The sequence below is a fragment of the Kribbella soli genome, from assembly GCF_004331345.1.
Taxonomy (GTDB): Bacteria; Actinomycetota; Actinomycetes; order Propionibacteriales; family Kribbellaceae; genus Kribbella; species Kribbella soli.
Genome location: NZ_SJJZ01000001.1, coordinates 1,804,379 through 1,826,797 on the forward strand (window position 1 = coordinate 1,804,379; position 22,419 = coordinate 1,826,797).

Genomic DNA, 22,419 nt, shown 5'->3' on the forward strand with positions numbered 1-22,419 from the left:
ACCCGAATACACCCGCCGTACATTGACGCGTCAGCCGACCGCGGCCCCTGCGTCGAACCCGGCGAGCATGCGGCGGCACTCGGCTGCCGCCACGTCGTTCCCAGCCTGCTGCCACACGCGGGCAGCGCGTTCGAGAGTACGGCGGGCGTTGTCCAGGCTGCCCGTGGACAGATAGAGCTCACCGAGGTGCTGCGCCGCCTCGCCCTCGACGCTGCGATCGCCGAGCCGGTGGCCGATGTCCATCGCGTCCAGCAGGATCTTGCGCGCCGCGGCCACCTCACCGCGCTCCATCAGCGCCTGCCCGAGCAGCGCCCGGGTGTACGCCGCACAGTGGTCGTCACCCATCCCGTCGAAGATCGCGAGCGCCTTCCGGAGTTGCCGGACCGCCTCGTCGTGCCGCCCTTGATGGACGCGGAGGTCCGCGATCCGCCGCCGTACCTTCGCTTCCCGGTGGGCGTCGGCCCGCCGTACGGCGATCAGGAACGCCTGGGCCAGGAGACGCCGAGCCGTGACCAGGTCGCCGCGGACCAGGTAGACGTTCGCGGCCGCGGTCCGCGCCAGTGCCTCGGCGTTGGCGTTCCCGTCCTCGACGAACGCCTCGATCGCCTTCTCGTACTGCTCCAGGCCCTTGTCGCGCTCGCCGCGTTCCCGCAGCCAGGTGCCGAGCCCGACGGCGGCGACACCTTCACCGAGCCGGTCCCCGACCTCCGCGAAGGCCTGCGCGGCCGCGTCGAAGTGCCGGCGCGCGGTCTCCCAGTCGTCCTGGTAGACGGCGAGCTGGCCGAGGTTCCGGTGCATGATCGCTTCGCCGCGCCGGTCGCCACACGCGATCGCGCTGAGCAGTCCCTGCTGGTGCGAGCCGTTCCAGTCGTCGAACCCGGCCCGCAGGTCCAGGTACGGCCCCCAGGCTGCAGCGATCCGCCACGCGTGCTCGTGCAGCCCGTTCTGCGCCGCGGCGCGGATGGCCGGCACGAACGTACTGCGCTCACTGTCGAACCACGCGATCGCGTCGGTCTCGGTGAACGGCGACGGGTCCGGCGCCGTCAACGGGCCGGTGTGCTCCAGTACGCCGAAGTACTCGAAGGACAGACCGTTGTTGGCGCGCCGGATCTTGTTCAGGATCGCGTCGACCACAGCCTCGACGTCGCGGACCGCCTGCGCCTTCTGCTCGTCGTCGCCGACGCCGAGTGCGTGCAACCGCAGGAGGTCGTGGACGCGGTAGCGCGCCGTACCGCGGTGGTCGACCGAGCTGATCCGGACCAGGTTGACCTCGATCAGCCGATCCAGACTGCGTCGTACGGCGGCGGGTGACGCGACCGTCTCGAGCGCACGCGCGGAGAAGACGCCCACCGCGAAGTGACCGATCAGCCGGTACAGCCGGGCTTCCTCGGGGCTCAGCGCGCCGTAGCTCAGGTCGGCGCTGGATCGTACGGCGAGCTCACCGATGCTCAGCTCGTCCAGCCGCGACGTCTCGTCCCGCAACCGCCGCGCCAGCTCTCGTGCACTCAGATCGGGCCGCTGCGCCAGGCGGCTGCCGACGATCCGGATCGCCAGCGGCAGGTTCGCGCACGCCGCCAGGATCTCCTCCGCCTCGGGCGAGGACGGGTCGATCCGGCCGGTTCCGGCGACCGACGACAGCAGGAGGGCTGCCTCGCGGTCGTCGAACGTGTCGAGCGGCGTACTGTCCGCACCCGCCAGGTCCATCAGCCGGTTGCGACTCGTCACGACCACGGCCGACGCGCCGGTACCGGGCATCAGCGGAGTCACCTGACCTGCGGTGGCCACGTCGTCGAGGATGATCAGCACGCGGCGGCTGGCCAGTTCGGAGCGCAGCATCGCGGACCGCCGCTCCGGGTCGGTCGGGATCGCGTAGTCGGGCAGGTTCAGGCTGAGCAGCAGATCGGTCAGCGCGGCGGCCGGGTCGCGCGGGTGCGTCGCGCCGTGCATGTCCAGGTAGATCTGCCCGTCCGGGAAGTACTCCCGGACCAGGTGCCCGAGCCGAACGGCCAGCGAGGTCTTCCCCGTCCCCGGCGCACCGGAGATGACAGCGATCGGCGGCCGCACCGGGTCGCGGCCGCAGACCAGGTCGCGCAGCTGCTCCAGGAGCTCCTGCCGACCGCTGAAGTCGGCCAGGTCGAGCGGGAGCTGGCTCGGCGGCCGCAGCGGGTCGGTCAGCTCGGGTGCGGCCATCGGTCCGGGTTGGGCGGTCGGTCCCGGGCGGTCCGCCGTACGGTCCGCGGGGATGCCCGGGTTGGGCCAGTTGGCCGAGCGGCCGTTCTCGGCGCGGGCGCCGGCGGCCTCCAGTTCCGGACCTGGCTTGATGTCCAGCTCGTCGGCGAGCGTCTGCACTGCCTTCGCGTACGCCGCTCGAGCCTCACCCACTCGCCCCGCGGCAACCAGTGCGTCGACGAGGCGCCGCCAGAGCTGCTCGTCGTACGGGTCGTCGGTGAGGCGTGCACTCAGCAGTACGGCGGCGCCACTCACGTCGCCGTACTCGAGCCGCAGGTCCAGCAGGCTGTCGATGAGCCCGCGGTGCTGCGCCTCCAGGCGGGAGATCGAGCCCTCCCACGCTGCGGGCATCGGCAGGTCCTCGAGCGGGCGGCCGCGCCAGAGCGAGTACGCGTGGGACAGCACCTGCATGGCCTGCCGGCCGTCGCCCTGGTCGCGCAGGTGGCCGCCCTCGGCGAGCAGCGACTCGAACAGGCTGGCGTCGAGCTCGTCGACACCGACCTCGATGCTGTAGCCGGCGGCCGAGGTGTCGATCGGCGCGGGCAGTCCGGCATCCTGCAGCACGCCGCGGAGCGCACGGACATACGTCCGGATGTTCGCGGTGGCGGACCGCGGCGGGGCGTTCTCCCAGAGCGCGTCCGCGATCAGGTCGGTCGAGACGAACCGGTTCGGGTGCAGCAGCAGCGTGGCGAGCAGCTGGCGCGGTTTGGCGGCCTTGAGCGGCTGGCCCGGGACGTGAACGAGCCGCAGAGGTCCGAGGATTCCGTACCTCAGACTGTCCACTCGTCCGACCTCTCCACTCGGGAACCGACCTATCGTGGCATCCGGCTGTACGCCGCGTCTGTACCTTCCGTGAGGCCGATGTACGCCGGATGTATCTCAGTCCGGCACTGTTGACACAGGTACCGGGGGGAGGGCAGGCCCGGAGGTGGCGACTTGACCGCCGTCACACCGGGCCTGGCACTGGGAGAGAGTCCGGGATCGGGGGTCCTGGACTACGGGGAACCGGTGCCTACTGGCCACCGGTGAATGGCGGCTGTCCGTCCTGTGGCGCGGGGGAACCCGCAGGCGGCCCGCCCACCGGTGGCTCTCCCTGGTACTGCCCCGGCGCGGGGTACTGACCCTGGCCCGGCTGGCCCTGGTACGGCGGCTGCTGCGCGGGCTGCTGGTAGCCGCCCGGAATCTGCTGCTGCGGCGGGTAGTTGCCCTGGTCCCCCGGCATCTGCGGGTGGATCTGACCCGAGGACTGCGGCCCCGGCTGCATCTGCGGCGGCGCCTGCTCCCCGGCGACCGAGCCGATCGTGCCGAACGAGACCTGCGGTACCGCGCGGACCTGCTCGTCCTTGACCTCGAAGTAGCCGGCCTTCTCGAACTTGAAGCCGCCCGCGATCAGGTTCGACGGGAACGCCTCGATCCGGGTGTTGTAGTCGCCGACGTTCGCGTTGTAGAACCGGCGGCCGGCCGCGATCCGGTCCTCGGTGTCGGTCAGCTCGCGCTGCAGACCGAGGAAGTTCTGGTTCGACTGCAGCTGCGGGTACTGCTCGACCGAGATCATCATCTGACGCAGCGCGCCGGACAGCTGACCCTCCGCGGCGGCCCGCTGCTCCGGGTTGGAGGCCTGCACGTTCACCGCCTGGGTGCGCAGCCGGGCGACCTCCTCGAACACGTGCCGCTCGTGCGCGGCGTACGCGCGCACGGTCTCGACCAGGTTCGGGATCAGGTCGTACCGGCGGTGCAGCTCGACGTCGATCTGCCGCCACGACTCCTGGATCAGGTTCCGCTGCTTGACGAACCGGTTGTACGACGTGATCAGCATGATCGCCAGAATGACGATCACCGCGACGATCACGATGATGACCCAAACCATGACGAGCTCCCGAGAGTTGGCAGTGCTGGGAGCGACTCTACGGGTAGCCGGGTCCGCCCGCCGGGGGCTGCTGGCCGCGGGGGTCGACGCCTGCGTAGTCGCGCCAGACGTACGGCGGGACGTTCAGCGCGACCTGATCGAGCAGCCCGAGGCGGTTCAGCACCTCGTTCGGGTTGTGCGCGCCGTTGTCCCAGCCGACCAGCGAATTCCCCTCGAAGCGCCAGCCGATCTCGCCGCGGGCGAGCAGCATCTCCATCATCCGCGGCGTCACCACCGCGTGCCCGAACCGCTCGTCGTCGGCCTTGACCCGGAACGCGCGGTTGAACTGCTCGCTCTCGAACTGGATGTCCCGGAAACCGAGCGCGTTGGCCACCGCGCCGCCGAAGATTCCCTCGTGCGTCACCTCGAGGTGCGGCAGCGCGCCCGGCAGTTGCAGGACGACGACACCGAAGTTGTGGGTGGTGGTCCGTCGCTGACCTTTTCCGTTCGTGGTGTGGGTCTGGTAGCTGTAGTCGAAGGCAACCATCTGGTGACCGTTGAACGGACCCGACAGCACGTTCTTCACGCGCCGGTTGTCGCCGGTGCGGAACGGCGTACCGGCCCATTGACCGGCGAGCGAGTTGTTGACCGGCACGTACGACCAGCCGTACTGGGCGGCGAGACCGGCGAACATCTCCCGGCGCTTCTTCGCCCGGTAGATGTTGAAGTAGGCGAGACCTCCGCCGACCACGATCGCCAGCAGGATGAACAGAACCGTGCTGCTCTGCATCAGAGCCCCAGGTCCTCGAGACCGAACACGGAGCGGTACGCCAGACCCTCCGCCTCCACCCGCTCCTGGGCTCCGGTCGCTCGGTCCACGATCACCGCGACCGCGACCACCTCGGCCCCGGCCTCGCGCAACGCCTCGACCGCGGTCAGCACCGATCCGCCGGTCGTCGAGGTGTCCTCGACCGCGAGCACCCGGCGACCCTTCACGTCCGGTCCCTCGATCCGCCGCTGCAGACCGTGCGTCTTCTCGGCCTTGCGTACGACGAATGCGTCGAGCGTCCGCCCCTCCTGGGCCGCCGCGTGCAGCATCGACATCGCGACCGGGTCCGCGCCGAGCGTCAGTCCGCCGACAGCGTCGTACTCGAGGTCCTTGGTCAGCTCGAGCATCGCCGGGCCGATCAGCGGCGCCGCGGCCGCATCGAGCGTGATCCTGCGCAGGTCGACGTAATAGTCGGCTTCCTTACCCGACGCCAGCGTCACCCGGCCGTGCACGATCGCCTTGCTCTTGACCTGCTCCAGCAGTCCGTCCCGGTCGTAGCTCATGAGCCTTGAGCTTAGATCACGGGCGGGGCGCACCTACTTCTTAGTGACCTTGATCAACTGCCCGAAGGTGACGGAGCGGTCTGGGGAGTGGAAGAGGTCTTGGCAGGTGGTGAGGGTGATGATCGAACGGGTGGGCGTCTGGCTCTTGCCGGGGACGGGGTCGAGGACCCACGTGTCAGTCGGGGGGACGGTCAGGTCGCGCGGTGAGGAGTCCAGCTCGTAGGTGTAGACGGCTTCGGCGGTCTCGATGACGACCTGGTCGCCCTTGCGCAGGTCGAGGAGCTTCCGGAACGGGGAGCCGTGGGTGACGCGGTGGCCGGCGAGCGCGAAGTTGCCCGGCTGACCGGGCAGTTGGGTCTGGGGGTAGTGACCAATGCCGCGGGCCAGATCGTCGGCGTCGACGCCCTCCACGATCGGCTTCTCCCAGTCGTCGCCGAACTTCGGGATCCGGATCAGGAACAGCGGCTTCCCGGTCGCGGGCGTCGCGGTCGCGGACGGTGTTCGCCACTGTTCACGCAGTACGCCCTGGGCCTCGTCCATCTGCTGGTTCGAGACGACGCCGGTCCCGAAGTACTGCCAGCCGACCCACCCGAGCAGCCCGACCCCGACCACCAGGAACACGATCCCGGCTGCCCTGACTACTCCCCGCATGCGACCAGGGTATGTCGGGAGACATACCCTCGGTGTGCAGTTGGACTGCAAAGGCTGTGTACGACGTGTCGATGGACGGCGATGGTTGCCCGGGACGACGATGTGGGCATGAAGGCGCTCGTGAAGGCTGAGGCCAGGCCCGGTCTGTGGTTGCAGGACGTCCCGGAGCCGAAGATCGAGGCCGACGAGGTCCTGATCAAGGTGCTCCGTACCGGGTTGTGCGGCACCGATCTGCACATCCAGAGCTGGGACCACTGGGCGCAGAAGAACGTGCCGGTGCCGATGGTGACCGGGCACGAGTTCTGCGGTGAGGTGGTCGAGGTCGGTGTCGGCGTCCGTGACGTCGCGGTCGGCGACCTGGTCAGCGGTGAGGGACACCTGGTGTGCGGCCGCTGCCGCAACTGCCGGGCCGGACGTCGCCATCTGTGCATCAAGACGCGCGGCCTCGGCGTCCACGTGCCGGGTGCGTTCGCGGAGTACGTCGCCCTGCCGGCGATGAACGCGTGGGTACACAAGGACAAGGTCGACCTCGACGTCGCCGCGATCTTCGACCCGTTCGGCAACGCCGTACACACGGCCTTGTCCTTCCCGCTGGTCGGTGAGGACGTGCTGATCACCGGGGCCGGACCGATCGGCGTGATGGCCGCGGCGGTCGCGCTGCACGCCGGCGCGCGGAACGTGGTGATCACCGACCTGTCGGAGTACCGCCTCGACCTGGCGCGGAAGATCGGCGTGACCCGCGCGGTGAACGTCGCCGACGAGACGATCGCGCAGGCGCAGCAGAGCCTCGGGATGCGCGAGGGGTTCGACGTCGGGATGGAGATGTCCGGGCAGCCGGCCGCGCTGCGGGAGCTGCTGGCGAACATGACGCACGGCGGGAAGGTCGCGATGCTCGGCCTGCCGTCGGACGAGATCGCGATCGACTGGGGCACGGTGGTGCTCAACATGCTGACCATCAAGGGCATCTACGGCCGGGAGATGTTCGAGACCTGGTACTCGATGTCGGTGATGCTGGAGCGCGGGCTGGACCTGACGCCGGTGATCACCCACCGGTTCGGGTACGGCGACTTCGAGCAGGCCTTCGACGTGGCGCGCCAGGGGCAGTGCGGCAAGGTGATCATGGACTGGACGGCTGAGACGCTGGAGGAGAAGCACTGATGTTCGGGCGGATGCGGGACGACCTGACGACGGCCATCGGCGAGATCCGGGACGCCGGGCTCTACAAGTCCGAGCGGGTGATCACCTCACCCCAGCAGGCCTTGATCTCGGTTGCGTCGGGCAACGAAGTACTGAACTTCTGTGCGAACAACTACCTCGGACTGTCCGACCACCCGGACGTCGTCGCCGCGGCGAAGGAAGCCCTCGACCGGTGGGGCTTCGGCCTGTCCTCGGTGCGCTTCATCTGCGGCACCCAGCAGATCCACAAGGACCTCGAAGGTGCGCTGAGCAACTTCCTCGGGACCGAGGACACGATCCTCTACAGCTCCTGCTTCGACGCGAACGGCGGCCTCTTCGAGACGCTGCTCGGCGCGGAGGACGCGATCATCTCCGACGAGCTGAACCATGCCAGCATCATCGACGGCGTCCGGCTCTCGAAGGCCAAGCGCTACCGGTACAAGAACCGCGACATGGCCGACCTCGAGGCCCAGTTGAAGGACGCCGCCGACGCGCGGTACCGGCTGATCGCCACCGACGGCGTGTTCTCGATGGACGGGTACGTCGCCCCGCTCGACGAGATCTGCGACCTGGCCGAGCGGTACGACGCCCTGGTGATGGTCGACGACTCGCACGCGGTCGGTTTCGTCGGAGCGGACGGCGCCGGTACCCCGTCGCTGTTCGGCGTGAAGGACCGCGTCGACATCGTCACCGGCACCCTCGGCAAGGCCCTCGGCGGCGCGTCCGGCGGCTACGTGTCCGCCCGCCGCGAGATCGTCGAGTTGCTCCGACAGCGCTCCCGCCCGTACCTGTTCTCGAACTCGCTGGCGCCGTCCGTCACCGCCGCCTCGCTGAAGGCACTGGAGTTGATCGGCACCTCGAGCGACCTGCGGGACAAGCTCGCCGCCAACACCGCACTCTTCCGCACCAAGATGACCGAGGCCGGCTTCGACGTACTGCCCGGCGACCACCCGATCTCCCCGGTGATGATCGGCGACGCCGCCGAGGCCGGCCGCCTGGCCGACAAACTCCTCGACCTCGGCATCTACGTCATCGGCTTCTCGTACCCCGTCGTACCGCAGGGCAAGGCCCGTATCCGGGTGCAGCTCTCCGCGGCCCATTCCACCGAGGATGTGGAGCGCGCCATCGCTGCCTTCGCCGAAGCTCGCGCAGCCCTGGCGGGGTAGTTCGTCCGGTCGAGCCGGACGCCGCTAGGGTTGTCCGGTTCGCACTGGGTGAGGAGCTTTATGCGCCAGATGCTGGCCGTTGTCGGAGTACTGGGTTTGGCGTGTGTTGCCGGGTGTGGGGCGGATGGTGGACCGGCGGTCACGGCGCCTTCGCCTGCCTCCTCGAGTGCGCCGTCGGTGACTCCTTCGGAGCCGGCTGGGGCGTACGCGCCGCCGTCGCCGGCGCGGAGCGTTCCGGTCGTGCGGACGACACCGACGATGCCGATGCTGAGTCTTTCTGCTGCGGGGACGAAGTACCTGCAGATCACCCGGCCGTACAACGTCGCGCTCGAGCGGTTCGAGAAGGCAGCCAACGAGAACATGTCGCTGACGACCCTGCAGGCCAGGGCCAAGGCAGTGGCCGCGGCGAACCTCGCCGAGTACAGCGCACTGAGGTCGGTCGTCTGGCCCGCCAAGGTCTCGACGCAGATGCGGGCGCTGGCGAAGGCAGATGCCGCCGCCCGACCGCAGTGGCTCCTGGCCGCCGCGGCCGGCACCAAGTCCGAGATGGCCGACCACGTCCAACGCGCCACAGCCGCCGGCGGCAAGGCCCCCTCAACCCAGATCCGCCAACTCCTCGGCCTCCCCAAGTACGACGAGAAGGACTACAGCTGACGGCACCAACGATGGTACCGCCGTGGTACCGTCGATGTATGGCCATGAACCTGCGACTCCCGGCCGAAGTGGCAACAGCCCTTCAGGCGGAGGCGGAACGGACCGGTCAATCCCAGCAGCAGATCGTCCGGGACGCGCTCGGCCGTCGACTGCACCTGATCGACCACGAGGATCCGGCGGGTGAGCGCGAACGCGCCCGGGCCGCGCAGGCTGTGCAACCGGCTCGCGTCCCGTATCGCAAGGTGCGGCCGCGGCTTCGACTGCCGAAGGGAACCACCAGCCTCGACCTGCTCGGTCGGGACGACCGCTTCTGATGCGGGTCTACTTCGACAGCAGCGCGCTGATCAAGCGAGTCGTCGCCGAGGACGAATCCGACGACCTGGTGGACTTCCTCGACGCACACTACGAACAGGGCGATGTGCTCGCATCGTCCTCGCTCGCGTGGGTCGAGGTCTCGCGCGTCGTACTCGCACGAGTGCGGACGCCTGCCGACGCCGGTGAGCTGATCGACGGCGCGATGTCCGGTATCGACGAACGCCAGATGACGGCCGAGGTCGTCAGTGTCGCCCGGCGGATCGAGCCGCTCGTCCTGCGCGGCCTCGACGCACTGCATCTCGCAACGGCGGTGCTGATCGACGCGGACCTCGTTGTCACGTACGACGAACGCCTCGCAGACGCGTGCCGCCGCAACGTACTCGCCGTCGCGTCGCCGGGGCGTCGCTGACATTTGTCGGTGCGGCCGGGCAGGATGCGTGCATGGTGGTGATGAGTGGGCGGGCGGTCAATCGGGCGACGCTGGCGCGGCAGGTTCTGCTGGGTCGGGAAGCGGTGCCGGCGGTTGAGGTGGTGGGCCGGTTGGTGGGGATGCAGGGGCAGGAGGCCAAGCATCCGTACGTCGGGTTGTGGTCGCGGATCGACGGGTTCGCGGAATCCGAGCTGGATCAGGCGGTCCGGGAGCACGAGGTCGTACGGGCGACGCTGTTTCGGGGGACGTTGCATCTGGTGACTGCGGCGGACTACCTGCGGTTCCGGGTGACTGTGGCGCCGGTGCTCGAGGCGGGGTTGAAAGTGTTGGGCGAACGCGGCGCGGGCCTGGAGCCGGAGAAGGTGGTGGCTGCGGCGAAGAAGTTGCTGGCGAAGGAGCCGTTGACGTTCACCGAGGTGCGCGACGCGTTGCAGCAGCAGTTCCCGGACGTGAACGAGCGGGCGCTCGGGTTCTGCACGCGGATGCTGGTGCCGTTGGTGGTGTACCCAACAGACGTCCGCTGGTCCTGGACGGCGAACTCCAAGTTCACGCCGGCCGAGGAGTGGATCGGGAAGAAGCTCCACCAGCGTTCCGAGACCAAGGAACTGATCACCCGCTACCTGCAGGCGTTCGGTCCGGCCACGCCGGCGGACTTCCAGACCTGGTCCGGTTTGCAGAAAGCGAAGCCGTTGTTCGACGAGCTGGAGCTCGAGACGTTCACGGACGAGAACGGCAAGACGCTGTACGACGTACCGGATGCGCCGCGCCCCGATCCGGACACACCGGCGCCGGTGCGATTCCTGCCGGAGTTCGACAACGTGCTGCTGTCGCACGCGAAACGGGAGCGGATCATCGCCGACGAGCACAAGCCGGCCGTGTTCACGAAGAACCTCCGGGTCAAGGCGACGTACACCGTCGATGGCCTGGTCGCCGGGCTGTGGACGACCGAGAAGAAGCGCGGTGTGGCCACTCTCACGCTCACTCCGTTCGGCCGGATGCTGAAGAAGACGCAGGCAGAGCTGGAGCGGGAGGGCGACGGGCTGCTCCGGTTCATGGAGCCCGATGCCAAGTCCTACGAAATGGTTACTACCGGTTAATGAGGTTGTTGTCACACGTCAGATGACTGGGCCAGAAACCCTTTGCCGGGTGGAATGGGTAGATGAGTACAGTCCCCTCCATCACTCTGGACAACGGCGTCGAGATCCCGCAGCTGGGCCTGGGGGTCTGGCAGGTCGAGGACGGAACAGTCACCGATGTCGTGGCGTCGGCGTTCGAGACCGGCTACCGGCACATCGACACCGCAGCGATCTACGGCAACGAGACCGGCGTCGGCCGGGCGATCGCGGCGTCGGGCATCCCGCGTGACGAACTGTTCATCACCACCAAGCTGTGGAACTCCGAGCAGGGGTACGACAGCACGCTGAAGGCCTTCGACGCGAGCCTGGAAAAGCTCGGCCTCGAGTACGTCGACCTGTACCTGATCCACTGGCAGTCGCTGCAGCGGGACCTGTACGTCGACACCTGGAAGGCGTTCGAGCAGCTGTACGCGGACAAGCGGGTACGTGCGATCGGCGTCTCGAACTTCCACGAGCCCGCGCTGCGGCGGATCTTCGAGGAGACCACGATCCGGCCCGCGGTGAACCAGATCGAGCTGCACCCGGCGCTGCCGCAGGACGAGCTGCGCGCGTTCAACGCCGAGAACGACATCGTCACCGAGGCGTGGAGCCCGCTGGCGTCCGGCGAACTGCTGGCGAACCCGGCGCTCGCGACGATCGGCGCGAAGTACGGCAAGTCGGCGGCCCAGGTGATGATCCGCTGGCACCTGCAGCTCGGCAACGTGGTGATCCCGAAGACCGTCACGCCGAGCCGGATCAAGGAGAACTTCGAGGTCTTCGACTTCCGGCTGGACAACGACGACATGGCCGCGATCGCGGACCTGGAGACCGGCGTCCGCACCGGCGGCGACCCGGACGTCTTCGGCTAAACGAGGTCCAGGAAGCGCGCCAGGACGGGCGAGCGGTTGTCCGGCGACCAGGCTACGGAGAGTTGCCAAGGTGGTAGGTCGTCGGACAACTCGCGGTAGACGACCGTGTCCGGGTTGGACGGCGGGGTCGGGCCGATCAGCAGCGAGATGCCGAGCCCGGCCGCGACCAGCGACACGATCGTCTGTACATCGGCGGCCTCCTGCTCGATCCGCGGTGTGAACCCGACCGCCCGGCAGTATCCAACGATCGTGTCGTGCACCGCCGGCCCGCTCGGCCGCGAGTAGAACACGAACGGCTCCTCCGCGAGCTCGGTCAACCGCAGCCGTTTCCGCCGAGCCAGCCGATGCCTGGCCGGCAACGCCACCACCAACGAGTCCTCGGCAACCATCCGCGACGTCAACTTGGGCTCGAGCTGGACGACGGCACTCGCACCGCCCGGCGTACTTGGGCGAAGCAGTCCCACGTCGATCCGCCCGTCCCGCAGCGCCTCGGTCTGCCGCAGCGTCGTCCACGACTCCAGGTCCAGCACCACCTCGGGATACGCCCGCCGGAACGCGCCAAGCAGCCGCGGCAGCGCGTCGAACGTTGCCGACTGCACGAATCGCAGCCGCAACGTCCCCAGCTCGCCGCGCTGCGTCCGCTGCGCCGTGCGGACCGCCTCGTCCGACCGCCGCAGCAGGTCCTGCGCGTCGGCGAGGAAGGTCGCGCCCGCGGCCGTCAGCACGAACCGGCGCTTCACCCGGGCGAACAGCTCGACGCCCAGATCGTGTTCGAGCGCCGCGATCTGGCGACTCAGCGACGGCTGGGTCAGGTGCAGCCGCGTGGCCGCCCGCCCGACGTTCATCTCCTCGGCCACCACCACGAACGACCTGAGCTGGCGCAGTTCCATACCCACATCATGCACCAGACACATCAACTCCGCGCAGAACTTTCATTGGACGTATCAAGGCCCGGGTTCCTACTCTCGAAGGGTCGAAAGGAACCACCGTGCAATACATCCCGTTCTCGATGATCAAATCGATCCACGAGCAAACCCACTCTGCAATGCCGGACGCCCCGTTGCGTCCCTATGTCCCGAGACGCCACCCGATCCGCGACGCCGTACGCCGGTGGCGCGAGCTCCGCACGCCGGACCGTCCGGCCGTCGAACTGAAACTGATCCCCGGCGAGCTCAACGACGACCTGTGCCAAGCTGAGCTTCGTGATCGAGGTACGACGCCTGCGGGTGTTGCGCGCGCTTGCTGACCACGGGACTGTGACCGCGGCCGCCGAGGTGCTGCATCTGACGCCCTCGGCGGTCTCGCAGCAACTGGCCGCGCTGGAGTCCGAGGTCGGCCAGGAACTGCTCGAACGCCGCGGCCGCCGGGTCGCGATCACCTCGGCCGGCCGGCTGCTCCTCGCTCATGCCGACACCATCCTCGCCGAGGTCGAACGCGCCGAGGACGCGATGCGGCTGCACGCGAACGGCGCGAACGGCGAGGTCCGCGTCGTCGCCTTCTCGACCGCGATCACGCTGCTGGTCGCACCGGCGCTGACCAGGCTCCGCGAGACCAGCCCCGGCCTCGCCCTCGTCGTCCGCGACGCCGAGGGCCACCAGGGCATCACCCATCTGCTCGACGGCGACGCCGACCTCGCGATCGCCGTCGAGCACCGCGGCTCCCCACGGCACGACGACCAACGACTGGTCCGGATCCCGTTGTACGCCGAGCCGTTCGTCGCCGTACTGCCCCCGACGCACCCGGGCGCGGACCACGAAACGATCGAGCTGAGCATGCTCGCGAACGACGACTGGGTGATGACCGCACCCGGCAACCCGATCCGCGACGTCGTACTGCTCGCCTGTGAGCAGGCCGGTTTCCAGCCGCGGATCGTCCACCAGTCCGACGACTTCCGCGCCGTCGCGGCCCTGGTCGCGGCCGGTGGCGGCGTCTCGCTCGTCCCGCGCCTCGCCGTACCCGAGCCGACCCTCGCCTTGATCCGCCCACTCGCGGACCCCGCACCGACCCGCCGCGTGTACGCCGCCGTCCGCAACAGCCGAGCGGACCACCCCCTGATCACCGCAACCCTCGCCGTCCTCACAGAGGTCGCCGAGAAGCTGTAGTCAGTGGGAGATGACTACTCTCTACGGGACCCTGCAGCCGACGAGGCGGGACGGCGGCCGTCGAGCCCCACCGTCGACACGCGCGCGATGAGGGCCCGGGGCGTGAAGCGCGCGGCGACCATCAGGAGCTTGTAGCGGCGGCTCGGGATCGAGATCGCCTTGCCTCGCAGCAGGTCCTTCCAGGCCGCGGCGACCAGCTCGTCCGCGTCCAGCCACATGAACGACGGGATCATCGACTTGTCCATCCCCATCCGCTCGTGGAACTCGGTGTGCACGAACCCCGGGCACAACGCCATCACCGCAACACCCTGCGCGTGCAGCCCGGTCGCCAGTCCGGCGGAGAAGCTCGTCACCCAGGCCTTGTGCGCGCTGTAGATGTTCCGCTGCAGGAACCCGGCCACCGAGGACACGTTGATCACCGCACCCGAGCCACGCTCGATCATCGGAAGTACGGCGGCATGCGTCAGCCGCAGTACGACGCGAACCAGCAGATCGAGCTGCTTCTCCTCGACGTCGACCGGGTTCTCCCAGAACGGCTTCTTCTGCCCGAAGCCGGCGTTGTTCACCAGCAACTCGATCGGCCCGGTCCGGAACCGCTCCTCGACGCGCGCCAGATCGGCCGCGTCGGTCAGGTCGGCGGCCAGCACCTCGCACTCGACACCGTGCAGCCGCGTGATGTCGGCGGCGACCTCCTTGAGCCGCGCCTCGTCCCGCGACACCAGCACCAGGTCGTACCCCTCGAGCGCAAGCTTGTCCACGAACGCCCGGCCGATCCCGGTCGCAGGCCCGGTGACGAGCGCAGTCGGCATCGTGCAGTCCTCCCGTCGGTGACGCCCCCAGTGTGTCACTTACGCTGATCAGGTGCTGGCGGACATCGACACCTGGGTTCTGGACCTCGACAACACCTTGTACCCGGCCGACGTCGGACTGGCCGACCAGATGAACGTCCGGATCCGGGCGTACCTGTCCAACCTGTTCGAGACCGACGAAGCCGAGGCCCTTCGGTTGCAGGCACAGCTCGTCGCCGAGCACGGGACGACCCTGCGCGGCCTGATGAACACCCGGTCGATCGACCCGCACGACTACCTCGCGTGGGAGCACACGATCGACTACGCGGTCCTTCGTCCCGATCCGGTGCTGGCGGAAGTGCTCGGCGGATTGCCGGGGCGGCGGTACCTGTACACGAACGGCTCGGCGTACCACGCGGAGCAGGTGCTCGGACGCCTCGGACTGACCGAGTGCATCGACGGCGTCTTCGACATCCTCGCCGCCGACCTGGTCCCGAAGCCGTACGACGAGAGCCTGGACGCGTTCCTGGCGTCGTTCGGGGTCGACCCGGCGCGGGCCGCGATGTTCGACGATCTCGAGGTGAACCTGACCGGGCCGCACGAGCGCGGGATGACGACGGTCTGGGTGACCGGCGGGACGTCGTACGAGCAGCTCGCGGCCCGGCGCTGGCGAGCGGCGGACGTGCCCGGGTTCCTCCGGGCAAACATCTGATGAATCGCCACTACGGCTCGGCCGAACAGGCTGAGCATGACGAGATGTGACCAGAAGTGGTCTGAGGACTTACGCTTCGGGAGGAGGTGAGGGGATGGCTGCTACGGACAAGGCACTGGCCGGGTTGCGGCAGATGATCGCGTCCGGGGAGCTCGGGCCGGGGGCGAAGTTCCCGCCGGAGCCCGAGTTGTGCGACCACCTGGGCGTGTCCCGGAGCTCGCTGCGGGAGGCCGTGCGGTCGCTCGGCGCGCTCGGGGTGATCGAGTCCCGGCACGGCTCGGGCACGTACGTCTCCGCGCTGGACCCGGCCGCGATCATCGGCAGGTTCTCGCTGTCGGTCGAGCTGATCCCGCTCGAGGGAGTGCTCGAACTGCTGGAGGTACGCCGGGTGCTCGAGGCGCACGCCACCGCCGCCGCGGCCGCCCGCCAGGACCCCGAACTCGAAGCGAAGCTGAGCGCGGTCCTCGACCAGCTCGAGTCGACCACCGACGCGACCGAGATCCAGCACCTCGACGCCGAGTTCCACGGTCTGATCTGCGCGGCCGGCGGCAACCCGACCGTCACCGCGCTGACCGGCGTGATCCGCGGTCGCGGCGGCCATTACCGGATCTTCGAGCCCGGCGCCGACTTCGACGCGATCAAGCAGACCAGCGACCGGGGCCACCGCGCGATCCTGGCCGCGATCACCACCCGCGATCCCGCGGCCGCGGCCACCGCCGCCTCCGCCCACATCGCCCAGACCGAACTCTGGCTGCGCGCCCTCCGACCCGTCCCGCAACCGGCGCTGCCATGAGGTGGACCTTGCGGCCCGCGACGGCGAACGACCTCGAGGAACTCGTCGAGCTCCGGGCCGCCGCCATGCGCCCGGACCTCGAACGCCTCGGGCGGTACGACGACCATCGCGTCCGGCAACGCCTGCGGGACGGCTACGCACCCGAGCACACCCGGATCATCGAGGTCGACGGCGAGTTCGCCGGATCCATCAGCATGCGGCCGGCCGAGGACCGCCAGTGGCTCGAGCACTTCTATCTCGCCCCGCACCACCAGGGCCGCGGCGTCGGTTGCGCCGTACTGCGTTCCGTCCTGGACGAAGCCGGCGACGCGACGGTCGCACTGAACGTCCTGCAAGGCAGTCCGGCCCGGAAGCTGTACGAGCGCCACGGCTTCGTCACCGAGGCCGAGGATCCGGTCGACGTCTTCATGGTTCGTAAATTTCTCTGACCTGTCGAGCTCTTGCGCACCGCTCGTCGGGACGGCCCGCCGGAGTTGGACGTGCGGCTGCTCGGCGGCAATGACGGCGGCTGGACCGGTGCGACGTGGTGCGAGGACCGGCCCGCCGTCGTACCACCGCCGCCGCCGTCTCCGTGGAACTGACGGTTCCCCAGGCCATCACAATTACCCGATGCCGGCGCGCTCCGGCGTGGTCGCCTCCTGATCCGGCGATTGTGATGGCCTGGGGGTCCGGAACGCGGCCGTGAGGACGATCGCGCCGAGGAGGACGATCGCCGCGGCGACGCCGGCCGCGGTGTGCATGGAGTGAACGAAGGCGTCGTTCGCGAGTTGCACCAGGTCGGGGCGATGCAGCGCGCCGGCCGCGTGGCGGGTCGCCTCGGCCGACGTACCGATCGCTTCCTCGTTCGGCAGGCCGGTGAGCGCCGGGGCGATCCGGTGCTGGTACGTCGACGACACGACGGTCCCGAGTACGGCGACACCGAGCACGCTGCCCACCTGACGCAGAGCGTTGCTGACCGCGGAGCCTGCTCCGATCCGATCCATCGGGAGCGTCGCCATCACGGCCGCGGTCGTCGGCGCGACGGTCATGCCGATCGCGAGTCCGGCCAGGCCGCCGATGATCCCGATCACCACGAGCGACGTGCTGACGTCGTACGTGAGGTTGAGCGCGAAGCACACCGCGAGGGTGAGGACCGCCGTACCCGACACCTTCGCGACACCGAGACGCGCGGCCAGCCGGGCACCGAGCGGGGCGCCGACGATCACGCCCATTGCCCCGGGCAATGACATCAGGCCGGCGTCCAGCGCGCTCATGCCGCGGGCGCCCTGGAGGTAGAACGCGAGATAGAAGCCCTGCCCGGTGATGGTGAGGAAGACCGCCGCGAGCGAGAGGTTGCCCGCCGCGAACCGGCGATTGCGGAACAGGCGCGGGTCGAAGCTCGGCTCCGGTTCGCGCCATTCGGAGTACAGGAAGCCGGCGAGCAGCACGAGACCGGCGCCGATGCTTGCCCAGACCTGCCAACGATCCCAGCCGCCCTGGTGACCGCCTTCGATCAGTCCGTATGACAGGCCGAGCAGTCCGAGCGTGGACAGGCCGAGGCCGAGCGGGTCGAGCCGGCGGCGCTGCGGGCTGCGCGGGTTCGGGAGTACGACGGCCGCGCCGATCAGGCCGAACGCGACGATCGGCAGGTTGATCGTGAAGACCGAGCCCCACCAGAAGTGATCGATCAGCACCCCGCCGAGCACCGGCCCGACGGCGACGCCGACACCGGCCGACGACGACCAGATCGCGATCGCACCGGCCCTGCGCTCCGGCGGGAAGGTCCAGCCGATGATCGCCATCGACGTGGGCATGATCAGTGCGCCGCCGAGGCCCATGGTGGCGCGGGCGAGGATCAGGCCGACCGGATCGGTGGCCCACGCGGCCCAGGCCGAGGCGATGCCGAAGATCAGCAGGCCGAGCATCAGGACGGTCCGGTGCCCGTAGCGGTCACCGAGGGCGCCGGCCAGGAACAGGGCGGTGGCGAACAACAGCGAATAGATGCCGACGGCCCACTGCAGCTGGCCGGGCGTGGCGCCGAGACCCTGCACGGGGTCGGCGAGGCGTTCGAGAGCGATACCGAGGACGGTCGAGTCGATCCAGATCAGGACAGCCGAGACGACCAGGATCGCGAGGATGCGGCGCTGATGGATCTGACCTTGTGGGGGGTCGATCGTGGACACGAAGTCTCCTATGATTGACAGGACCCTGACGAGGTTTTCCATCGTCCTTGATTGACAGGAACCTGTCAATCTCCTTTTCGCGATACCGCGTGCCCTGGCGCGCGCCCGGCAGAATGTGGTGCATGGATCCCGACGACCCGACCGGCTGCGTCACCTTCCTCGTCCGGCACGCCTGGCTGAGCATGCGCTCGGCTCTGGCCGCCGCCCTGGACGAGCACGGGCTCTCGGTGCAGCAGTACGGCACGCTGCTCCTGGTGCGGGAGCTGCCCGGCCGCACCGTCGCCGAGGTCGGCCGCGAGGTCGGAACGGCGCGACAGTCCGCGAACGAACTGATCGCCGGGATGGAGCGCGCCGGCCTGGTCGAGCGCCGCCCGAACCCGAAGGACCGGCGCACCCAGCAGGTCCACCTCACCCCGGCCGGCGAACAACGACTGGCCGACGCGGCACCCGCCGTACGCAAGGTCGAGGCCGAGCTCGAGGCGTCGTTCAGCGCGGCCGATCGGGCCGCCGTACGGACCTGGCTCGGGCACATGATCGAGGCCGGCGAGGGTTAGGGCATTGGGAGACATGTCCTAGGGTCGAGGGCATGCGCGCACACGCTGAGCGGTTGACCGGCCTCGGTACGACGATCTTCGCCGAGATGTCCGCCCTCGCGGTGGCGACCGGGTCGATCAACCTCGGTCAGGGCTTCCCGGACCGCGACGGGCCGGACTCGCTGCTCGCGGACGCGATCGCGGCGATCCGGGCCGGCGCCAACCAGTACCCGCCGGCTCGCGGGGTGCCCGCGCTGCGGCAGGCGATCGTGGACCACCAGAAGCGCTTCTACGACCTCTCCTACGACCCGGACACGCAGGTCCTGGTCACCACCGGCGCGACCGAGGCGATCGCGGCCGCACTGCTCGCGTTCGTCGAGCCCGGTGACGAGGTGATCGCGCTCGAGCCGTACTACGACTCGTACGCTGCCGGGATCGCCTTCGCCGGCGGACGGCGCGTACCCGTGACGCTGCGCGCACCGTCGTACCGGCTGGACCTCGACGAACTGCGCGCCGCCGTCACGCCGCGGACGAAGGTGCTGCTGATCAACTCACCGCACAACCCGACCGGCATGGTCCTCAACGACGAGGAACTGCGCGGGATCCGCGACGTCGCCCTCGAACACGACCTGGTCGTCATCACGGACGAGGTGTACGAACACCTGGTGTACGACGGGACGCACCGGCCGCTGGCGTCGTACGACGGGATGGCGGACCGGACCGTGTCGATCAGCAGCGCCGGGAAGACGTTCGCGGTCACCGGATGGAAGATCGGGTGGGTCACCGGTTCGCCTTCGGTGGTGACGGCGGTGACCACCGCCAAGCAGTTCCTCACGTTCACCTCCGGCGCGCCCTTCCAGCCGGCCGTCGCGAACGCCCTTGCCCTAGGCAACGACTACTACGACGCACTGCGCGCCGACCTGCAGTCCCGCCGCGACCTGCTCGCAGACGGCCTGGCCGACCTGGGCTTCGAGGTCCACCGCCCCGCCGGCACCTACTTCATCACCACCGATATCCGCCCCCTCGGCCACACCGACGGCATCGAATTCTGCCGAATGCTCCCCCAACGAGCCGGCGTAGTAGCCATCCCCCACCAGGTCTTCTACGACAACCCCGAACCAGGCCGCCCCTTGGTCCGCTGGGCCTTCTGCAAACAACCCGAAGTCCTCACCGAGGCTTTGCTCCGCCTTCGGCAAATGTAAGACCCCGCCGGCGACGCAGCAGCGCCGTCCCCGGTCTACCATCGGTCACCACGCGGGGCCGGTGAATTGCGCGCTGTCACACGTGGTCTGTGGGGGATGCTGGATGGACGCACAGGGGCCCGGAGGGCTCACTCGACTCGCCGAGAGCCTCGGCGAACTGTGGCGGGAAGCTGTCGACTCGATCACTGAGTCGCGCTTGCGACACACCATCTCAAGACTTCCACCCGACGACGAATTCTCGAGCGTCTCCTTCGACACACTCTATTCAGCGCACCAGTCGGTGCTCTCGGACGCCGACCTCACCGAACAATCGTCGTACGAGCGCACAGCCGTGATGGGGGCCGCCGCGGCGTTCGGCGCATCAGCTCTCGTAACCGTTGTGCTGACGATCGGGATGGCGGGCACATTCCTCACCTGGGCACAGCACACGTGGGAGTCGACAAGCAAAGCAGACACCGACACACACGCAACTCGCTTCGTCGCCGAGCTGGTGGGGGCTTTGGACTGGCCGGGTCCGTGGCTTTCGCTGTTCCTGTTCGCCCTGCTGGCCGGACTGACATTTGCCGCGTGGACCGGTTACCGGATGCAGCTCGCGACACTCGACGACCGACTGAACACGTTGGCTCGACCTTTGCTGCGCGAGTTCGTCAACGTCAACGCCAATGTCACCGGAGCGCCGGCACTTGACGTAACGCGGGCACCGGGCCTGACGCAGATCAGCCCGATCGACCAACTTGTGGATCGCCCGGAGGTTCACCGCATCAGGCGTCTGATCACCGAGCTCGGCGCCAACTCGGTCGCCATCAGCGGTAGTCGCGGCAGCGGCAAGACCACCCTGCTCCGCAACATCACGCACGAGCCGGGGCGCTCCGCGAACGCCGCCGGGAAATGGTTGCAGATACATGTGGCTGCTCCGGTCGGATACGACTCACAAGACTTTCTGATCCACCTCTACATCCGGCTCTGCGAATCGGTGCGGAGCCATCTGCATTTCGGCCGTGGGGGAACAATTCCCTGGCTTTATCCGGTGCGCCGGTGCCTTCGGTTCGTCGTACGCTCGTTCCTGACACTCACGTTGATCGCAGTGATCCAGGAGTCGCTTGTATACCGCGCGCTGGATGCGAAGACACAGGCCGATCAAGTGATCTCTGCGATCCACAGATTTACCGTGCAACAGTTCGACCGCATCGGAATCGCGTTGCCGAGTGGATGGCTGCTGGGACTCCTGATCGCGGCACTGCTGGTCGCGAACGTGGTCTCGACGCAAATCGGGCGCCGTTCGCCGTACCACGGGGTGCTCCGCAGTCTGTGGGGTGGTGCGAACCCTCGAGAGCTCGCCGGCATCACCGACCGGAACCTTGCTCGCCTGCGCTTCCTTCAGACCACCAACTCGACCTGGTCCGGCTCCGTGAAGACGGGGAAGCTCGACCTGGGCTGGGGTCGCTCGCGACAACTGGCAGAGGTTCCCCTGTCGTTGCCCGAGCTGGTGGACTCGTACCGGAACTACGTGTCCCTCGTCGCGCAGTGGTGGCGGCCGAATGCGGGCGCCATAGCCATCGCGATCACCATCGACGAGATGGATCGCATCTCCGATCCCAGTCAGGCGGAGCGATTTCTCAACGACATCAAGGCCATCTTCAACATCCCGAGATGCGTGTACCTGGTTTCCGTGTCGGAGGACGCCTTGTCCGGGTTCGAGAGCCGAGTTGTGCACATGCGTACGGCGATGGACAGCTCATTCGACGAAGTCGTTCGGCTCCCACCGTTCACTCTCGAGCAGTCGCTTGACCTGATCCGCCGACGCGTCGTGGGGTTCCCTGATGTCTTCACCGCTCTGTGCCACTGCGTCTCGGGCGGGGTTCCGCGCGACCTGGTCCGGGCGGCGCGCAGCCTGGTCGAGCTGCGGCGTGACACAGAGGAGAACCAGCTGGTCCCACTGGCCAACGGGCTGGTGGATGCCGAGTTGGCTTCGCTGCGCCGCGGACTCACAGCAAGGCTTGCTCACGACGAGCGCGCCGCCACGGACCTGCTGCCTTATCTGGCAGGTGATCAGGAGCAACTGAGCAGCCAGGAGATCCTCGCCCAGGTCCTTGCGATCTCCAACGTCAGGACCGAGCAGCAGGACCTCGCGGACCGGCTCGCGGCGGGATTGCAGTACTTCGCGACGGTACTCGAGCTCTTCGAGGGATCAGTTGATCTCGTGGACAGTGCGATAGCGGAGCCAACAGGCTCACAACGGCTGCTGATCGACCAGCTCGCGCGGACGCGTGCCACCTTGCAGTTCGGTCCGACGCTTGCGATGGCACAGCTCGAGCAGCTACGAGGAAAGATTTCGTTGTAGGGC

23 protein-coding genes are annotated in these 22,419 nt (G+C 68.6%); 15 read left to right on the top strand and 8 right to left on the bottom strand.

Annotated features, from left to right (window positions below; translation table 11 throughout):
• Positions 1-30: 30 nt before the first annotated feature.
• The 5 genes from E0H45_RS09040 to E0H45_RS09060 all read right to left on the bottom strand — a co-directional run bounded on the left by E0H45_RS09040 (position 31) and on the right by E0H45_RS09060 (position 6,058).
• A complete protein-coding gene (locus tag E0H45_RS09040) occupies positions 31-3,012 on the bottom strand; it encodes an AfsR/SARP family transcriptional regulator (RefSeq protein ID WP_131336017.1) in 2,982 nt (993 codons plus the stop codon).
• Between the two features lie 229 nt (positions 3,013-3,241).
• Positions 3,242-4,096: a LemA family protein gene (locus E0H45_RS09045; RefSeq protein WP_131336019.1), complete on the bottom strand. Its 855-nt coding sequence runs from the start codon at positions 4,094-4,096 to the stop codon at positions 3,242-3,244.
• A 37-nt stretch (positions 4,097-4,133) separates the two neighbouring features.
• Positions 4,134-4,865 (bottom strand): DUF3137 domain-containing protein, encoded by a 732-nt coding sequence (locus E0H45_RS09050; RefSeq protein ID WP_131336020.1) that lies wholly within the window; start codon positions 4,863-4,865, stop codon positions 4,134-4,136.
• A complete protein-coding gene (gene pyrE / locus E0H45_RS09055) occupies positions 4,865-5,407 on the bottom strand; it encodes an orotate phosphoribosyltransferase (protein ID WP_131336021.1) in 543 nt (180 codons plus the stop codon). Before pyrE ends, E0H45_RS09050 begins: the two co-directional genes overlap by 1 nt.
• A 33-nt stretch (positions 5,408-5,440) precedes the next feature.
• Positions 5,441-6,058 (bottom strand): class E sortase, encoded by a 618-nt coding sequence (locus tag E0H45_RS09060; protein ID WP_131336022.1) that lies wholly within the window; start codon positions 6,056-6,058, stop codon positions 5,441-5,443.
• A gap of 108 nt (positions 6,059-6,166) precedes the next feature.
• On the opposite strand from E0H45_RS09060, the gene tdh reads away from it, so the two are divergent.
• The 7 genes from tdh (at position 6,167) to E0H45_RS09095 (ending at position 11,783) form a co-directional block, all read left to right on the top strand.
• A complete protein-coding gene (gene tdh / locus E0H45_RS09065) occupies positions 6,167-7,216 on the top strand; it encodes an L-threonine 3-dehydrogenase (RefSeq protein ID WP_131336023.1) in 1,050 nt (349 codons plus the stop codon).
• The gene (locus E0H45_RS09070; protein ID WP_131336024.1) at positions 7,216-8,400 is read left to right on the top strand and encodes a glycine C-acetyltransferase; all 1,185 of its coding nucleotides are present in this window, start codon (positions 7,216-7,218) and stop codon (positions 8,398-8,400) included. The genes tdh and E0H45_RS09070 overlap by 1 nt, the downstream gene beginning before the upstream one ends.
• 177 nt (positions 8,401-8,577) lie before the next feature.
• Positions 8,578-9,054 carry a hypothetical protein gene (locus tag E0H45_RS09075; RefSeq protein WP_131336025.1) on the top strand — a complete coding sequence of 159 codons (477 nt, stop codon included), beginning with the start codon at positions 8,578-8,580 and terminating at the stop codon, positions 9,052-9,054.
• A gap of 38 nt (positions 9,055-9,092) precedes the next feature.
• Entirely contained in the window at positions 9,093-9,368 is a 276-nt protein-coding gene (locus E0H45_RS09080; RefSeq protein WP_131336026.1) for a ribbon-helix-helix protein, CopG family, read from the top strand.
• Positions 9,368-9,778 carry a type II toxin-antitoxin system VapC family toxin gene (locus E0H45_RS09085; protein ID WP_131336028.1) on the top strand — a complete coding sequence of 137 codons (411 nt, stop codon included), beginning with the start codon at positions 9,368-9,370 and terminating at the stop codon, positions 9,776-9,778. Before E0H45_RS09080 ends, E0H45_RS09085 begins: the two co-directional genes overlap by 1 nt.
• A 32-nt stretch (positions 9,779-9,810) precedes the next feature.
• Positions 9,811-10,896, top strand: coding sequence for a winged helix DNA-binding domain-containing protein (locus E0H45_RS09090; protein WP_131336030.1), 1,086 nt, complete (start codon positions 9,811-9,813; stop codon positions 10,894-10,896).
• 62 nt (positions 10,897-10,958) lie between these two features.
• Positions 10,959-11,783, top strand: coding sequence for an aldo/keto reductase (locus tag E0H45_RS09095; RefSeq protein ID WP_131336032.1), 825 nt, complete (start codon positions 10,959-10,961; stop codon positions 11,781-11,783).
• On the opposite strand, the gene E0H45_RS09100 is transcribed toward E0H45_RS09095, so the two are convergent.
• On the bottom strand, positions 11,780-12,673 hold the full coding sequence (locus tag E0H45_RS09100) for a LysR family transcriptional regulator (protein ID WP_165546390.1): 894 nt from the start codon (positions 12,671-12,673) through the stop codon (positions 11,780-11,782). The genes E0H45_RS09095 and E0H45_RS09100 overlap by 4 nt on opposite strands.
• A gap of 312 nt (positions 12,674-12,985) precedes the next feature.
• On the opposite strand from E0H45_RS09100, the gene E0H45_RS09105 reads away from it, so the two are divergent.
• Entirely contained in the window at positions 12,986-13,885 is a 900-nt protein-coding gene (locus tag E0H45_RS09105) for a LysR family transcriptional regulator (protein ID WP_131336039.1), read from the top strand.
• A 14-nt stretch (positions 13,886-13,899) separates the two neighbouring features.
• On the opposite strand, the gene E0H45_RS09110 is transcribed toward E0H45_RS09105, so the two are convergent.
• Complete coding sequence (locus E0H45_RS09110) at positions 13,900-14,694, bottom strand: SDR family NAD(P)-dependent oxidoreductase (protein ID WP_131336041.1); 795 nt, start codon at positions 14,692-14,694, stop codon at positions 13,900-13,902.
• 52 nt (positions 14,695-14,746) lie between these two features.
• On the opposite strand from E0H45_RS09110, the gene E0H45_RS09115 reads away from it, so the two are divergent.
• The 4 genes from E0H45_RS09115 (at position 14,747) to E0H45_RS42385 (ending at position 16,759) form a co-directional block, all read left to right on the top strand.
• A complete protein-coding gene (locus E0H45_RS09115; RefSeq protein WP_131336043.1) occupies positions 14,747-15,385 on the top strand; it encodes a pyrimidine 5'-nucleotidase in 639 nt (212 codons plus the stop codon).
• Between the two features lie 94 nt (positions 15,386-15,479).
• Entirely contained in the window at positions 15,480-16,178 is a 699-nt protein-coding gene (locus E0H45_RS09120; RefSeq protein ID WP_131336045.1) for a FadR/GntR family transcriptional regulator, read from the top strand.
• Entirely contained in the window at positions 16,175-16,606 is a 432-nt protein-coding gene (locus E0H45_RS09125) for a GNAT family N-acetyltransferase (protein WP_131336046.1), read from the top strand. The genes E0H45_RS09120 and E0H45_RS09125 overlap by 4 nt, the downstream gene beginning before the upstream one ends.
• 12 nt (positions 16,607-16,618) lie before the next feature.
• Entirely contained in the window at positions 16,619-16,759 is a 141-nt protein-coding gene (locus E0H45_RS42385; RefSeq protein ID WP_165546319.1) for a hypothetical protein, read from the top strand.
• Between the two features lie 21 nt (positions 16,760-16,780).
• Here the strand turns inward: E0H45_RS42385 and E0H45_RS09130 are convergent, their stop codons facing one another.
• Positions 16,781-18,340 carry an MFS transporter gene (locus tag E0H45_RS09130; protein WP_202872231.1) on the bottom strand — a complete coding sequence of 520 codons (1,560 nt, stop codon included), beginning with the start codon at positions 18,338-18,340 and terminating at the stop codon, positions 16,781-16,783.
• A 122-nt stretch (positions 18,341-18,462) separates the two neighbouring features.
• Here E0H45_RS09130 and E0H45_RS09135 point away from each other — a divergent pair, with 122 nt between their 5' ends.
• The 3 genes from E0H45_RS09135 to E0H45_RS09145 all read left to right on the top strand — a co-directional run bounded on the left by E0H45_RS09135 (position 18,463) and on the right by E0H45_RS09145 (position 22,416).
• A complete protein-coding gene (locus E0H45_RS09135) occupies positions 18,463-18,894 on the top strand; it encodes a MarR family winged helix-turn-helix transcriptional regulator (RefSeq protein ID WP_131336048.1) in 432 nt (143 codons plus the stop codon).
• A gap of 32 nt (positions 18,895-18,926) precedes the next feature.
• Positions 18,927-20,075 (top strand): pyridoxal phosphate-dependent aminotransferase, encoded by a 1,149-nt coding sequence (locus tag E0H45_RS09140; RefSeq protein ID WP_131336050.1) that lies wholly within the window; start codon positions 18,927-18,929, stop codon positions 20,073-20,075.
• A gap of 103 nt (positions 20,076-20,178) precedes the next feature.
• Positions 20,179-22,416, top strand: coding sequence for a hypothetical protein (locus E0H45_RS09145; RefSeq protein ID WP_131336052.1), 2,238 nt, complete (start codon positions 20,179-20,181; stop codon positions 22,414-22,416).
• Positions 22,417-22,419 lie beyond the last annotated feature (3 nt).

What these genes read in the sequence shown, in the direction of transcription:
- E0H45_RS09045 (WP_131336019.1), bottom strand. Translation starts at nt 4,096, where the DNA reads ATGGTTTGGGTCATCATCGTGATCGTCGCGGTGATCGTCATTCTGGCG.
- E0H45_RS09050 (WP_131336020.1), bottom strand. Translation starts at nt 4,865, where the DNA reads ATGCAGAGCAGCACGGTTCTGTTCATCCTGCTGGCGATCGTGGTCGGC.
- pyrE (WP_131336021.1), bottom strand. Translation starts at nt 5,407, where the DNA reads ATGAGCTACGACCGGGACGGACTGCTGGAGCAGGTCAAGAGCAAGGCG.
- E0H45_RS09060 (WP_131336022.1), bottom strand. Translation starts at nt 6,058, where the DNA reads ATGCGGGGAGTAGTCAGGGCAGCCGGGATCGTGTTCCTGGTGGTCGGG.
- tdh (WP_131336023.1), top strand. Translation starts at nt 6,167, where the DNA reads ATGAAGGCGCTCGTGAAGGCTGAGGCCAGGCCCGGTCTGTGGTTGCAG.
- E0H45_RS09070 (WP_131336024.1), top strand. Translation starts at nt 7,216, where the DNA reads ATGTTCGGGCGGATGCGGGACGACCTGACGACGGCCATCGGCGAGATC.
- E0H45_RS09080 (WP_131336026.1), top strand. Translation starts at nt 9,093, where the DNA reads ATGGCCATGAACCTGCGACTCCCGGCCGAAGTGGCAACAGCCCTTCAG.
- E0H45_RS09085 (WP_131336028.1), top strand. Translation starts at nt 9,368, where the DNA reads ATGCGGGTCTACTTCGACAGCAGCGCGCTGATCAAGCGAGTCGTCGCC.
- E0H45_RS09090 (WP_131336030.1), top strand. Translation starts at nt 9,811, where the DNA reads ATGGTGGTGATGAGTGGGCGGGCGGTCAATCGGGCGACGCTGGCGCGG.
- E0H45_RS09095 (WP_131336032.1), top strand. Translation starts at nt 10,959, where the DNA reads ATGAGTACAGTCCCCTCCATCACTCTGGACAACGGCGTCGAGATCCCG.
- E0H45_RS09100 (WP_165546390.1), bottom strand. Translation starts at nt 12,673, where the DNA reads ATGGAACTGCGCCAGCTCAGGTCGTTCGTGGTGGTGGCCGAGGAGATG.
- E0H45_RS09110 (WP_131336041.1), bottom strand. Translation starts at nt 14,694, where the DNA reads ATGCCGACTGCGCTCGTCACCGGGCCTGCGACCGGGATCGGCCGGGCG.
- E0H45_RS09120 (WP_131336045.1), top strand. Translation starts at nt 15,480, where the DNA reads ATGGCTGCTACGGACAAGGCACTGGCCGGGTTGCGGCAGATGATCGCG.
- E0H45_RS09125 (WP_131336046.1), top strand. Translation starts at nt 16,175, where the DNA reads ATGAGGTGGACCTTGCGGCCCGCGACGGCGAACGACCTCGAGGAACTC.
- E0H45_RS09135 (WP_131336048.1), top strand. Translation starts at nt 18,463, where the DNA reads ATGGATCCCGACGACCCGACCGGCTGCGTCACCTTCCTCGTCCGGCAC.
- E0H45_RS09140 (WP_131336050.1), top strand. Translation starts at nt 18,927, where the DNA reads ATGCGCGCACACGCTGAGCGGTTGACCGGCCTCGGTACGACGATCTTC.
- E0H45_RS09145 (WP_131336052.1), top strand. Translation starts at nt 20,179, where the DNA reads ATGGACGCACAGGGGCCCGGAGGGCTCACTCGACTCGCCGAGAGCCTC.